The organism is Tabrizicola fusiformis (assembly GCF_013328815.1).
Classification (GTDB): domain Bacteria; phylum Pseudomonadota; class Alphaproteobacteria; order Rhodobacterales; family Rhodobacteraceae; genus Fuscibacter.
Genome location: NZ_JABUHN010000012.1, coordinates 13,096 through 26,672 on the forward strand (window position 1 = coordinate 13,096; position 13,577 = coordinate 26,672).

The 13,577-nt window shown below is 65.1% G+C and carries 11 protein-coding genes and 1 pseudogene; 8 read left to right on the top strand and 4 right to left on the bottom strand.

The window, feature by feature from the left end; translation table 11 throughout:
* Window positions 1-73 precede the first annotated feature (73 nt).
* A complete protein-coding gene (locus HS053_RS17255) occupies window positions 74-931 on the top strand; it encodes an IclR family transcriptional regulator (RefSeq protein WP_206677620.1) in 858 nt (285 codons plus the stop codon).
* 21 nt (window positions 932-952) lie between these two features.
* Window positions 953-2,203, top strand: a complete 1,251-nt coding sequence (locus tag HS053_RS17260) for an acetoin dehydrogenase dihydrolipoyllysine-residue acetyltransferase subunit (protein WP_174212487.1) — start codon at window positions 953-955, stop codon at window positions 2,201-2,203.
* A 60-nt stretch (window positions 2,204-2,263) separates the two neighbouring features.
* On the opposite strand, the gene HS053_RS17265 is transcribed toward HS053_RS17260, so the two are convergent.
* Genes HS053_RS17265 through HS053_RS17275 form a run of 3 tightly spaced genes read right to left on the bottom strand, consistent with a single transcriptional unit; the run spans window position 2,264 to window position 5,324 of the window.
* On the bottom strand, window positions 2,264-2,902 hold the full coding sequence (locus tag HS053_RS17265; RefSeq protein WP_174212488.1) for a class II aldolase/adducin family protein: 639 nt from the start codon (window positions 2,900-2,902) through the stop codon (window positions 2,264-2,266).
* Window positions 2,899-4,176, bottom strand: coding sequence for a four-carbon acid sugar kinase family protein (locus HS053_RS17270; protein WP_174212489.1), 1,278 nt, complete (start codon window positions 4,174-4,176; stop codon window positions 2,899-2,901). Before HS053_RS17270 ends, HS053_RS17265 begins: the two co-directional genes overlap by 4 nt.
* Before the next feature lie 5 nt (window positions 4,177-4,181).
* On the bottom strand, window positions 4,182-5,324 hold the full coding sequence (locus HS053_RS17275) for an acyl-CoA dehydrogenase family protein (protein WP_174212490.1): 1,143 nt from the start codon (window positions 5,322-5,324) through the stop codon (window positions 4,182-4,184).
* Window positions 5,325-5,479: 155 nt separating this feature from the next.
* Here HS053_RS17275 and HS053_RS17280 point away from each other — a divergent pair, with 155 nt between their 5' ends.
* The 6 genes and pseudogenes from HS053_RS17280 to HS053_RS22610 all read left to right on the top strand — a co-directional run bounded on the left by HS053_RS17280 (window position 5,480) and on the right by HS053_RS22610 (window position 12,803).
* Window positions 5,480-7,654, top strand: coding sequence for an alpha-ketoacid dehydrogenase subunit alpha/beta (locus HS053_RS17280; protein WP_174212491.1), 2,175 nt, complete (start codon window positions 5,480-5,482; stop codon window positions 7,652-7,654).
* 43 nt (window positions 7,655-7,697) lie between these two features.
* Entirely contained in the window at window positions 7,698-9,305 is a 1,608-nt protein-coding gene (locus tag HS053_RS17285) for an ABC transporter substrate-binding protein (protein WP_174212492.1), read from the top strand.
* A 58-nt stretch (window positions 9,306-9,363) separates the two neighbouring features.
* On the top strand, window positions 9,364-10,608 hold the full coding sequence (locus tag HS053_RS17290; RefSeq protein WP_174212493.1) for an aminotransferase class III-fold pyridoxal phosphate-dependent enzyme: 1,245 nt from the start codon (window positions 9,364-9,366) through the stop codon (window positions 10,606-10,608).
* Window positions 10,609-10,629: 21 nt separating this feature from the next.
* A complete protein-coding gene (locus HS053_RS17295; protein ID WP_174212494.1) occupies window positions 10,630-11,595 on the top strand; it encodes an aminotransferase class IV in 966 nt (321 codons plus the stop codon).
* 177 nt (window positions 11,596-11,772) lie between these two features.
* A pseudogene (locus tag HS053_RS22370) lies at window positions 11,773-12,051 on the top strand (cupin domain-containing protein); the annotation flags it as partial.
* Between the two features lie 41 nt (window positions 12,052-12,092).
* Window positions 12,093-12,803 carry a helix-turn-helix domain-containing protein gene (locus tag HS053_RS22610; protein WP_347233349.1) on the top strand — a complete coding sequence of 237 codons (711 nt, stop codon included), beginning with the start codon at window positions 12,093-12,095 and terminating at the stop codon, window positions 12,801-12,803.
* A 12-nt stretch (window positions 12,804-12,815) separates the two neighbouring features.
* On the opposite strand, the gene cobF is transcribed toward HS053_RS22610, so the two are convergent.
* On the bottom strand, window positions 12,816-13,577 hold the full coding sequence (gene cobF, locus HS053_RS17310; RefSeq protein WP_174212497.1) for a precorrin-6A synthase (deacetylating): 762 nt from the start codon (window positions 13,575-13,577) through the stop codon (window positions 12,816-12,818).

Consider the following 13,577-nt stretch of genomic DNA (forward strand, 5'->3'; position numbering starts at 1 on the left):
TATATTCCATTTACTGTCTATCGCAACGCGCCGTGTGGCAAAGACCTGTGACAGGAAGTGGAGGGCGGGAATCATGCGCAAGCGGACGAAACCAGAGGAAGGGGCAGACCCGGTCGAAAGCGGCAACCCCGCCGCCTCGCTGACGCGGGGGCTGGAGATTCTGCGGGCCTTCACAGCGAATGATTCCACGCTTGGAAATCAGGATCTGATCGAACGGACGGGCCTGCCCAAGGCGACGGTTTCGCGCCTGACGGCCACGCTCGTCGCACTTGGCTATCTGCATTATGACGACAGGCTGGGCCGTTACAGCATCGGCCCTGCCACGGTGTCCTTGGGGTATTCCGCGCTCAGTTCCAGCGCGGTCGTCCATATCGGCAGACCGCTGATGCAGGAGTTGGCCGACAAGACCGGCGTTGCCGTGGCGCTGGGCACCCGCGACGGGCTTGAGATGGTCTATCTTGCCTCCTGCCGCTCGATGAGCCCGGTCACCCTGCGCCTGAACGTCGGCTCGCGCCTGCCCATTTGGCGCACCGCGATGGGGCTGGCCTATCTGGCGGAGATGCGCCCGGAAATCCGCGATCTGGTGCTGGAAGAGGTGGTGCGCGCAGAACCCGCCCAGGAAACGCAGATCCGCGACCTGGTTGCCGAAGCCATCCAGAGCTATCAGACGCTCGGCTTCGTCACGACCTTGGGCAACTGGTATAGCTATATCAATGCGGTCGGGGTGGCGTTCCGCCCCACGGACGGGTCGCCTCTGGTGGCGCTGACCTGTGGCGGCATCGTTGATATTGTTCCCAAACAGACCTGCCTTGAACAGGTCGGCCCCGATCTGGTGCGCACCGTCAGCCGGTTGCGCGCCGTCCTGACGGGACAGGCCGATGCGGCAGCGGCCGCGGTGCGCCCGAAGGACTGGAAGACGACAGCCGAGTGATCCGCAGCCAAAGGAGGCCCCATGCCCGTTCCCGTGATCTATCCCAAGGTCAGCCTTGAAGAGACCTCCGGCCGCATTTCGCGCTGGCTGGTCGCCGATGGCGCGACCGTGACCACCGGGCAGGTGCTGTTCGAGATCGAGAATGACAAGGCCGCGGTCGAGGTTGAGGCGCCTGCGGATGGCATCCTGTCCGGCCCGGCTGCCGAGGGGGAGATGGTCGAGGTCGGCTCTGAAGTGGCGCGTATCCTTTTGCCGGGCGAGGTGGCCGCGCCCGTCCCCCGCCCAGCGGCTGTGGCGCAACCCGCTGTGGTCGTCGCCGCCGGGCCGGTCATGGTGCCGGCGCCCCGCGCGCCCAACCCCACGCCGCTCGCCCGCCGGATCGCCCGTGAAAGCGGGCTTGCGCTGGACGGTCTGCGCGGCACCGGCCCCCATGGCCGGGTGCAGAAGAAAGACGTTCTGGCACGGCTGAACGCCTTGGCGGCCCATCCCGAAACGCCGCCCGCTGCGGAGGGCACGCTTAACGCCGTCTGGCTGCGCCTGGGGGAGGGGCTGCCGGTCGTGCTGCTGCATGGCTATAGCGCCGATCTGAACAACTGGCGGGGGCTTTTTGCCGGGGCGCGGGTGGACTGGCCGGTTCTGGCGCTTGATCTGCCTGCGCATGGCGGATCGCCCCGCGACCTGCCTGCCGATCTTGACGCGCTGGCCGAACAGGTCGAGGCGACGCTGGCACAACTGGGTGTGACCGCCTTCGTTCTGGGCGGGCATTCCTTTGGCGCCGCCGCGGCGGCGCGGATTGCCGCGCGCCGCAGGGCCGATGTGCGCGGCCTCTTCCTGTTCGCCCCGGCCGGTCTTGGTCCGCAGATCAACCAACCCTTCACCGAGGGCATCCTGCGGGCAAGTCAGGCCGCAAGCCTGCGTCCCTGGCTGGAATATCTGGTGCATGACCCACGGGTGATTTCGGATGCCTTCGTCAAGGCCGTGGTCGCGGCCCGCGCCGATGAAGGGTTGACGCAGGCAATGGCCGCCTTCGCCGCCCGCTTCTTTCCCGATGGCACCCAATCCTTTGCCATCGGCGCCGATCTTGCCGCGCTGCGCATTCCGGCCCGCGTTGCCTTTGGCCGTCAGGACCGCATTCTGCCCTTTGACAGCACGCGCGGCCTGCCCGGCAACATCGGTCTGCACGCGCTCAATGATTGCGGGCACATGCCGCACCTTGAACAGCCCGAGCTTGCCCTGCGGCTGCTTGCCGAACTGGTCCGCAGCGCCGGCTGAAGCGCCCGGCCTTGCCCTGATCGAAGGCCGCTCCGGTTGGAGGCGGCCTTCGGTCTGGTTTCAGGATTTTGCCTGTTGCCCATAGGTGGCATAGCGGCTGTGAACCTCGGCCAGCTCGGCGGGCGTCAGCAAGACCGGCTCTCCGGCCAGACGTGCCAGCAGATACTGCCGCGCAAGGGTCTCCAGCTTTTCCGCCCGCATGAGCGCGGTGGCAAGGTCCGGCCCCAGCGTCACCGCGCCGTGGCTGGCCATCAGGCAGGCCGAATAGGTCTGACCCAGCGCCTCGACCACGGCTTCGGCAAGATCGGTGCTGCCAAAACAGGCATAGCGCGCGCAGGGGATCGAACCGCCGCCAAAGCCCGCAACCATGTAATGGAACGGCGGTATGGGCCGTTGCAGCGCCGACAGCGCGACGCAATGATCCGGGTGGCAATGGACAACGGCCCCTGCGGTGGTCGTCTGATAGATGCGGGCGTGGATGGCCCATTCGGACGAAGGCCGCCATGCCCCGGCCCATCCGCCTTGCAGGTCCATCTCGACAATCTGGTCCGGCACCATTTCCGCCGGAGCAATCCCCGTCGGTGTCAGCAACATGCCTTGCCCGTGGCGAAGGCTGAAATTGCCCACGGTTCCGGCGTTCAGCCCCAGTTCAACCGACCGTCTGGCAGCCGCAATCAGGGCTTCGCGTGGGTCTGTCATTCCAAATTCCCCTTCTGCGGTTCAAAGCAGGCCCCTGCGGCGGCGCGCAGCAGGATATCCGCCGCGCCCAGTTTGCCGGGCTTCAGAAACAGCGCCAGCGGATCGGCCCCCGCGGTCAGGCAACCGCCCAAACCCAGGGCACCCTCCGGCAGCGCGCGGGCACGGGCAAGCCCCAAGCCCGCCACCACTGCGCCCGAGGTTTCCCCCCCCGCCACGACAAAGCGCCGTCTGCCACGGTCACGCAGCCCCTTGGCCACGGCGGCCAGCATCGCCTCGGCCCGCCGCGCCGCGCCGATTGCCCCCAAGGCGGCCTGCGTCCGGGCCAGGTCCGCGGCCTCGGCGGCGGTGGAAACGGCAAAGGGGCCGTCCTGCGCCGCCGCCCATTCCAGCGCCGCCGCGACAGCCGCCGTTTCACCCCGCGCATCCAGAAGATCCAGCGTCAGCACCGGATGCCGCCCGGCCAGCCGGGCCAGTTGCTCCATCACGACAGGGCCGGTGCTGCCGGCCAGGATTGCCACCGGCCCGTCCGGCATTCGCGCTGATATCGGCACCGCGGCCCGCCCCCGGGCAAGCCGCCGCGCCAAGGCAACGATAAGCGGGTCGCTCGCCGCCACCGGCAGGCCGCTTTGCAGCGCCAGCTCTGCCGTCACCTCAACATCGGTATCGTCGCTGGCATCGCAAAGGACATGCCCCATGCCCGCAGCCGTCGCCTGCCCAAGGGCCGCGCGGGCGGCATCCACCCCTTGCAGCAGTTGCGCATGGGAGATCAGGCCCACCGGATGCGGCGTCTGGCGCCCCAGAAACCGCACCAGATCGGGGTCACTCATCGGTGTCAGCGGGTCAAGCCGCTTGATCGACTCTGACACAAGCCGCCCGCGGTAAAAGAGATAACCCTGATGCACGGTCGCCCCAAAGCGCGGAAAACCCGCGCTCATCAGAACCGGGCGGCGCCCCGCCCGCCCGGCCAGAAGATCGGCGGCGGGGCCGATGTTGCCCGCTTCGGTCGAATCAAAGCTTGCGCAGGCTTTATAGGCCAGACGCGCGCATCCCGCCGCCGTCAGCCGGTCCGCGATCTGCGCAACCTCTGCCATCGCCTCTTTGACGGCCACGGTGCGGCTGCGGGCGGCAACCATCAGGATCGGTGCCGCTTCGGCCCCGGCAAGAGCGGTCGGGTCAAAGATGACGGGGCAGGAAATGCCCTCCGTCTCCAGCATCGCGGCAACCATGACCGCGCCGGTAAAGTCATCTGCGATGATGCCAAGCGACGGTGCCATCTGCCCTATCCTTCGGTGACCATTTCGCGTGCAATGATGATCTGCTGAATCTGTGATGTGCCTTCATAAAGGCGGAACAGCCGCACATCCCGGTAGAAATGTTCCACCGGCGAGTCTGCGATATACCCGGCTCCACCATGGATCTGCACCGCGCGGTCGGCGACGCGCCCGACCATTTCCGAGCAGAAATATTTACAGGCGGCCGCCTCGCGGATGATCCTCTCGCCCTGATCAAAGCGCCTTGCGGTCTCGATCACCATGCAGCGCCCGGCGTAGGTTTCGGTGCCGCTGTCGGCCAGCATCGCCTGTATCAGTTGGTGGTTGGCGATCGGCTTGCCGAACTGGCTGCGGTCGCGGGCAAAGCGGACGGCTTCCTCGCACAGGCGCTGGGCCTGCCCGACGCAGAAGGCGGCGATGTGCAGCCGTCCGCGGTTCAGCACCTTCATCGCGGTCTTGAACCCCTGACCTTCGCGCCCGCCGATCACCGCATCGGCCGGGATCACGCAATCTTGCAGGATCACATCACAGGTTTTCGTGCCGCGCTGCCCCATCTTGCGGTCCGGCTTGCCCAGGCTCAGGCCGGGGCTGTGGCGCGGCACCAGAAAGGCGGTCACCCCTGCGGGGCCGGGCCCGCCGGTGCGCGCCATCAGCGTGAACACATCCGCAACCGGCGCATTGGTGATATAGCGTTTGGTGCCGTTCAGCACATAGCTCTCGCCCTCGCGCCGCGCCGTGGTCTTGACCGAACCGGCGTCCGATCCGACATCGGGTTCGGTCAGGGCGAAAGAGCCGATCACCTCTCCGCTGGCCATCCGGGGCAGCCAATAGCTTTTCTGCGCCTCGGTCCCGTCAACGATGATTCCCTGTGACCCGATCCCGTTGTTGGTGCCGAAGACCGACCGGAAGGCAGCCGAAGTGCGCCCCAGTTCAAGCGCGACCATCACCTCTTCTTCCATGGTCAGGCCCAGTCCGCCGTATTCTTCCGGAATCGACATCCCGAACAGGCCAAGCGCCTTCATCTCGGCCAGAATGCTGTCCGGTATGGCATTTTCTTCTTCAACCTGCACTTCCGCCGGGATCAGACGCTCGTTCACGAAGCGACGAACCGTGGCGACCAGCCCGTCAAGAAGTTCGGTATCGCGTATCACGCGCTGTTCCCCCGCCCTGTAAGTGAAGCCAAAATTTTGTCTTGCAAGGCGACGCTCGCACAGCTTAATCTCCCCTTCAACAAAAAACGGAATTTATTTCCATAAATAAGAATCCAGCATGGACGCCCCGCCGAAACGCCAACACCGAGGTTCTCATGGCCGACAAGATACCGCTTACCCCCTCTGCGCCGTGGTTCCGGCTGACCACGGATGAAAGCGATTGGCAGGGCGAGGATGCGGCAAAGCTGGTGCATTGGTATGGGCAGATGCTGCTGGTGCGCCGCTTTGAAGAGAAGCTGCTTGACCTTGAAAAAGGCGGGCTGATCCACGGTCCCGCCCATGCCAGCATCGGGCAAGAGGCCGGGGCCGTGGGCGCCATGTCGGTGCTGGGGGCGGGTGACAAGATCAACGGCACCCACCGCGCGCATCATCAGGTGCTGCTCAAGCTGATCAACTGCGAGATCCCCGAAGGGTTCGACATCCGCAGCGACGATTTCACGCCCGCGATGGATGAAACCCTGCACCGCTTCATGGCGGAAATCATGGGGCTGGCCCCGGGCTATTGCGGCGGTCGCGGTGGGTCGATGCACATGCGCAGCGCCGAAGCGGGGGTTGTCGGCACCTCGGCCATCGTGGGCGGCAACCCGCCCCATGCGGTGGGCTATGCCCTGGCCGACAAATTGCTGGGCCGCGATCAGGTTTCGGTGGCGTTCTTTGGCGATGGCGCCACCCAGAACGGCGCCAGCTATGAGGCGATGAACATTGCCGCCGCGCAATCCACGCCGACGATCTTCTTCATCGAAAACAACCTTTACGGCGTTGCCACCCGCATCGGCGATGTGACCCGCGAAACGCGGATGACGTCGCGCGGGGCCATGCTGGGCATCCCGGCGATTGAAGTGGACGGCATGGATGTGGTTGCCGTCCATCGCGCCATGGCCGAAGCGCGCCGGATCATCGCCGAAGAGGGCGGGCCGGTGGTGGTCGAGGCGCTGCTTTACCGGCACCTGCACCAATCGGGCAGCCGGACCGGCAGCGATTTCGGCTATCGCAGCAAGGACGAAGAAGACGCCTGGAAGGCCCGCGACCCGATTGCCCTTGCCGAAAGCCGTCTGGCCGCCATGGGCATCCTTTCGCCCGAAGGATTTGCCCGTATCGACCGGCATGTGACCGAGCGCGTGGCGGCAGCAGCTTCGCGGCTAACTGAACCCGTTCCGGGTGGCAATGCGCTGCGCATCCCCGACCATCTCTGGCCCGATCCGGCCAGCCGCGACGACGGTATTCTTGGCGATCTTTCCGAATTGAACGGCCTGCGCCACTACGACCATGCCGACATGGCCGGGCTTGCGACCGAGCGGGTCAAATTCGTCACTGCCGCCTCGGAAACCCTTGCCGCAGCCATGGCGCGCGATCCGCGGATCATCGTCATGGGCGAAGATGTCCACCAGATGCGCGGCGGCGTTTCAGGCTTTACCAAGGGCGCGCTGGAACAATGGCCTGACCGCGTGCTGCCGATGCCGATTGCCGAAAACGGCTTTACCGGCGTGGCGCTGGGCGCTGCCCTGAACGGCCTGCGCCCCGTGGTCGAGATCATGTTCGGCGACTTCTGTTTCACCGCCGCCGACCAGATTGCCCATGGCGCCGGCAAGGTGCGCCACATGTTCGGCGGCGGCTTTGCGGTGCCGATGGTGATGCGGGTCCGCGTGTCGCCGCATACCGGCTATGGCTCGCAGCATTCGACCGATCCTTCGGCGCTGTTCGGCCTGTTTCCGGGCTGGCGCATCCTGTCGCCCGCGACCGCCTTTGACTACATCGGTCAACTGAATGCCGCGCTGGCCTGCGATGATCCGGTGCTGATCCTTGAACATACCGAGCTTTATCAGCGTGAGTTCGAGGTTCCCGCCAAAGACCGCGACTACATCATCCCCTTTGGCCGCGCCCATATCGCCCGGCCCGGAACCGCCTGCACGGTGCTGGCCACCTCTGTCATGGTCGCCAATGCGGTGAAGGCCGCCGATGAAACCGGCATCGACGCCGAGGTGATCGACCTGCGCAACCTCGATCATCACGGCATCGACTGGGACACCATCGGCGCCTCTGTGGAAAAGACCGGGCGCGTCATCATCGCCGAACAGACCGCCCGCAGCATGTCGATGGGCGCAACCTGGGCCGATGGACTCCAGTCGCGCTTTTTCGACTGTCTGGATCACGAAATCATCCGCGTCACCGGCGGCCTTGCGGCCCCGACCGTGTCGGCCGTGCTGAACCGTGCCGCCTTGGGCACCGCCGCGGATATCCGCGAGGTGCTGCAAAAGATCACTGCCTATTGACCAAGAAGAACCGGGAAAGACCCGAACCAACAGGAGAAAGACGATGCACAGATTGAAGCTCAAACTGCCCTCTCCAACCGTCCTGTTTCTGTCAGTCGCGCTGAGTGCCGCCATCCTTGGCCTGCCCGCCCGGCAAGCCAGCGCCGAGGAAAAGGCGCTGGTGATTGCCCGCGACATGGATGTGAACTCGCTCGATCCGGCGCGGGCATGGTGCGATACCTGCCAGATCTACAACACCTCGGTCTATGAACAGCTTGTGACGCTGGACAAGGACAACAAGCTGCAACCGCTGCTGGCCTCGAGCTGGACGGTCAACCCCGAGCAGACCGAATTCACCTTCACCCTTGATCCCGCCGCGAAGTTCTCCGATGGCTCGCCGGTTGAACCGAAGGATGTGAAATGGTCGTTCGAGCGGCTGAAGAACATCAAGGGCAACGGCGCCTTCATTGCCGATCCCATCGTGTCCATCGACACGCCGGATGCCGCCACCGTGATCGTCAAGCTTTCGGCGCCGAACTCGGAATTTCTCAATCAGGTGGCTGCGGGTTTCCTTGGCGTGATCAACAGCGATGTCGCTGCCGCGAACGGGGCCATTGCGGATGAAACCGCCGCTGACAAGGACACCTCCGAAAACTGGTTCCTGACGGCATCGGCAGGCAGCGGCCCCTTCGTTCTGACCAGCTATGAGCCGAATTCGGAACTGCGCCTTGGCCGGAACGAGAATTACTGGCGCACCAAGCCGGCGGTGCCCGAAGTGATCTTCCGTCAGGTCAAGGATGCCGTGGCGCAGGCGCAGATGCTGCAATCGGGCGCGGCCGACATTGCCATGCAGATTGACCCGGAAACGGCCAAGTCGCTGGAAGGGTCAAGCGCGATTGTCGAACGGGTGCCGTCCTACAACTTTGTCTATATCGCGCTGTCGCCGGGTGCCAAGGCCACGACCATCAAGATGACCCCCGAGGTGCGCGAGGCGATCTCGATTGCTATTGACCGCACCGCCCTGATCGACTTCACGCTGGGCGGCGCGGGCCGTCCGCTGGCTGCGCCGATCCCGCTGGGCTTTCCGGGCGGCGATGGTCACGCCATCCCCGAATACAACCCCGAGAAGGCCAAGGAACTTCTGGCCGCTGCCGGTCTGGCCGATGGTTTCACGCTGGAGTCTATCTACCCCGATCTGAACGTCTATGGCGTCGATTTCTCGATCATGATGCAGAAGATCCAGCAAGACCTGTCCAAGGTCGGCATCACGGTCAATCTGTCGCCGGTGCCCTTTGCCAACTGGCGTGAGGCGGCCAATGGCGACCACATCCCGCTGACGGCTGTGTTCTTTGCGCCCGACTTTTTCGGCACCTCGCAATATGTCGATGTGTTCGGCATGTCCGAAGGCACCGTCTGGGCCAAGCGTGCAGGGGGCGGAACCGATGCCTCGATCATCAACCCGCGTCCGCTGGAACTGAAGGCGCAGGCGCTGGCTGCCTCGACCCCCGAAGAGGCCGAGAAGCTCTGGTCCGAGGCCGCGACCGAGATGATCAACAACAAGATCATCATTCCCATGGTCAGCCCCGACCTGATCCTTGCCTATGGGCCGAATGTCAAAGGCGTGCGCTACAGCGCCTGCTGCAACCTGCCCCTGGCGGAAATCACCAACTGACACCTCCCTTCGGGGGGCGTCAGCGCCCCCCGCCTTTTGACCCGGACCGGAGTGCCCCATGACCCGCCATCTGCCCAATAGTCACGATCTGGCTCTGCAGAGCCGCGCTGCCGCTGTGATCCCGAACGGGATGTGGGGCCATATGGCGACCCGCGCGATTGCGCCGGGCTATCCGCAATTCTTCGCTTCGGCCGACGGGTGCCGGGTGAAGGATGTCGATGGCAACGAATATATCGACTTCATGTGCGCCTGGGGGCCGAATGTCCTTGGCTACAAGCACCCGCAGGTGCAGGCGGCGGCCATGGCCCAGATGGCACGGGTAGATGCCGGCAACGGCCCGACCGAGGTTCTGGTCGAACTGGCCGAAACGCTGGTCGAGACGCTGGATTTCGCCGATTGGGCGATGTTTCAAAAGAACGGCACCGATGCGACGACGGCCTGCGTCACCATGGCCCGCGCCGGAACCGGCAAGCGCAAGGTCATCGTTGCCAAAGGCGCCTATCACGGGGCCGTGCCGTGGTGTTCGCCCTCGCTGGTTGGAGTGACATCCGAGGATCGCGCCCACCTGATCACCTTCGACTGGAACGATCTGGCCAGCCTTGATGCCGCGGTCGCTGCCGCGGGGGATGACCTTGCGGCCATCCTGCTGACCGCCTTCCGCCACGATGTCGGCCGGGATCAGGAAGAGCCCTCGGTCGCCATGCTGCAGGCGGCACGGGCCATCTGCGACCGGTCGGGTGCCATGCTGATCATCGACGATGTGCGGGCAGGTTTCCGTCTGGATGTGCGTGGCAGTTGGGCGGCTTATGGCGTCAAGCCCGACCTTGCGGCCTTTTCCAAGGCCATCGCCAATGGCTGGCCGCTGGCGGCTGTTGCGGGCAATGACCGCGCCCGCGAAGGGGCCTCGAAGATCTTCACCACCGGGTCTTTCTGGTATGGCGCCGCTGCCATGGCTGCGGGCCTTGCGACGGTCAAGATCCTGCGTGACACCGATGCCATCGCCCACACCCGCGCGATGGGCGAACGGCTGCGCCACGGTCTTGACGCGGTGACGCGGCGCCACGGATTTGCTCTGCGGCAGACCGGGCCCGCGCAAATGCCGATGGTGCTGTTCGAGGGGGACAGTGATCTGCGCATCGCCAATGCCTTTACCGTGGCCGCCCTGCGTCACGGGATATTCCTGCATCCCAAGCACAACATGTTCCTTTGTGCCGCGCATACCCCCGCCGATATCGACCGCGCGGTCGAGGCCGCCGACCTCGCGCTGGGCGACATCATTGCCGCCGGCGTCCTGCCCGCCTGATCCATCTGCCCGGAGCCCGTCATGTCCTGGACCGACCATATCTTTGAAGGTTATCGCCGCCGTGTTGCGGAACTTGAAATCAGCGAGAACCCCTTCGCGCATGGCATCGCCTGGACCGGCGGCCCCGATTTTGTGCCGATTGATCAGGCAAAGGTGCCCCTGCTGGATCAGGGCTTTCTGAAATCCGACCTGACCTATGATGTTCCCGCCGTCTGGGATGGGCGCTTCTTCCGGCTGGACGACCATCTGGACCGGCTTGAGGCCAGCCTTGCAAAGCTGCGGCTGACCAACCCGCTGGGCCGGCAGGGGATGCGCGACAAGCTGGTCGAGATGGTCGCAACCAGCGGTATCCGCGATGCTTATGTGATGATGATTGTCACCCGCGGCCTGCGTTACATCCGCCAGACCCCGCCCGAGGATTGCGTCAACAACTGCTATCTGATGGTCACGCCCTATTTGTGGGTGATGGACGAAGCCGTTCAGAAAACCGGCGGCAGCGCCGTCATCGCCCGCAACGTGCGCCGTGTCCCGGCCGGGGCCATCGACCCCACGGTCAAGAACCTGCAATGGGGCGATTTTACCCGCGGCATCCTCGAAGCGCGCGACCGCGGGGCGCAATATCCGATCCTGACCGATGGCGATGCCAACCTGACCGAAGGTTCCGGCTTCAACGTTGTGCTGGTGAAGGATGGCAAGCTCTTTACCCCCAAGCGCGGCGTGCTGGAGGGGGTAACCCGCAAGTCGGTGCTTGCCGTGGCCGACAAGCTGGGCCTGCCATGGGTGATCGACGATATCCCGGTCGGCATGGCCTATGCGGCGGATGAACTGCTGTTCGTCACCACCGCCGGCGGGGTCATGCCCGTCACGCGGCTGGATGGTCAGCCGGTGGGCGACGGCACAGTGGGGCCGGTAACGCGCGCGCTGTGGAAAGGCTATTGGGACGCGCATTACGACCCCGAACACAGCTTTGCCATCAACTATTACTGAAGGCCGGTCGATCCGGCGGCGGGAAGAGATGGCCCAATTGCGCGGAAAGATGAAAGCCCGGTGGTTCAGGCGAACCGCCGGGCTTTCGCCTGCGATCCGCGTCGGGCACTATGCCCGGGTGAAAGCGCGTCCCGGCCCGTCCGCGACGCTGCATGCCCCGATCTGACAGGAGACCGCATGGACATTTTTCGCGCCGGACACATCCCCTCGCGTGCCGGGCCAGCCGATTGGTTCACCGGGCGCGTCCGCATTGACGCGCTGTTCAATCCCGCAGCGCCGGACCGCGTGCAAGGCGCCAGCGTCACCTTCGAGCCGGGCGCCCGCACCGCATGGCATACCCATCCGCTGGGCCAGACGCTGATCGTCACGGCGGGCCTTGGCCGGGTGCAGCGGCTGGGCGGCCCGGTCGAGGAAATCCGCCCCGGCGATGTGATCTGCTTTGCCCCGGGCGAAAAGCACTGGCACCCGAGGCAATCTTCTTTTGCTGTGGTTTCGATGTGCCCCGCGATAACCGCGAGGTGCTTTGTCAGGCGCTGCGGCTGGCACGCCGGGCGAACATTTCCATCTTCAGCATCGGGGCATCGACCTGGGCGCTGGCCGAACTTGGTCTGTTGCCCGATGGGCAGGGGGCGGTTCACTGGTCATCGCTGGCGGCGTTCTGCGAGCGCAACCTGAACGCCGAACCCCTGCCGAAGCTGTTCCACCTTGCCGCACGGGTTTCGACCTGCGCGGGGGAACTGGCCTGCCTTGACATGATCGTCAGATATACACGGGACCGCTTCGGTTCCGACATCGCCGACCGGATCTGCGACCGCTTTCTGATCGGTCCCGTGCGCGGCCCCGAGGTGGACCAGCCTGCGCAAATGTCCAACATGTTGCGTTTCGCGCCCCCCGTGGTCCGGCAGGTGGCCATGCGGATTCGCCAGACGGTGGAAAGCCCGCTGCGGATCAGCAGTTTCGTCGCTGAAACAGGCATATCGCAGCGCCAGATCGAGCGGCTGTTCCAGCGCCATCTGAACTGTTCGCCGCGCCAGTATTACCTTGATCTGCAACTGGCATTGGCCTGGCAGCTTTGCGAGCAGACCGAGATGTCGCTGCTTGAGGTGGCCCTTGCTTCGGGTTTCGGGTCGAATTTCTCGCTGGCGCGCAGGTTCAGGCAGCGTTTCGCCGTCAGCCCGACCGAACTGCGGGCCAGCCGACTCCCCTGACCGACAGCACGGTCAGCGGCTGCGCCGCATCAGATAGACATCCATGATCCAGCCGTGATCGGCGCGCGCTGCGGCCCGGGTTTCAAGGATCTGGCCGGCAACCTTGTCCAGCGGACCGGCGATCAGGCGCTCTTGCGCCATGCCGACATAGGCCCCCCACCAGATTTCGATGCCGCCGGTCTCCACTGTGGCAAAGGCCCCGCCGGCATCCAGCATGACCACCACCGTTTCGGCATCCGCGGGCCAGCCGGTTTGCCGTAACTGGCGGCCCGTGGTGATGACGACCGGCGCGGCGAGGTCGTTCAGCGGAATGGCATGGGCGGCACAAAGCGCCTGAATGGCGGTGATGCCCGGAATGACCCGCAGCCGCAGCGGCATCTGCCGCGCCAGTCTTTCGGCAATCCGCAGCGTGCTGTCATAAAGCGACGGGTCACCCCAGACCAGAAACGCCACCCCCGCCCCGCCACCCTGCCGCAGATGTGCCTCGATGGCCTCCTGCCAGACCATGGCGATGGCATCGTGCCAGTCGCCGACCCGTGTCAGGTAATCCGGCGTGGCGGGGTCGCGCACCGGAAGGTCAAAGGCCACGATCCGCGTTGCGGGATTGGTGACGCAGGCGCGGCAGATTTCCATGCGCAGCCCGGCGAGATCGGCCTTGTCGGCCCCTTTCAGCGGAATAAGGATCAGATCGGCCGCATTCATGGCCTTGGCTGCCGCGACCGTCACATGGTCGGGGTTGCCGGTGCCGATGCCAATGAGGGTGACGTCGATCAT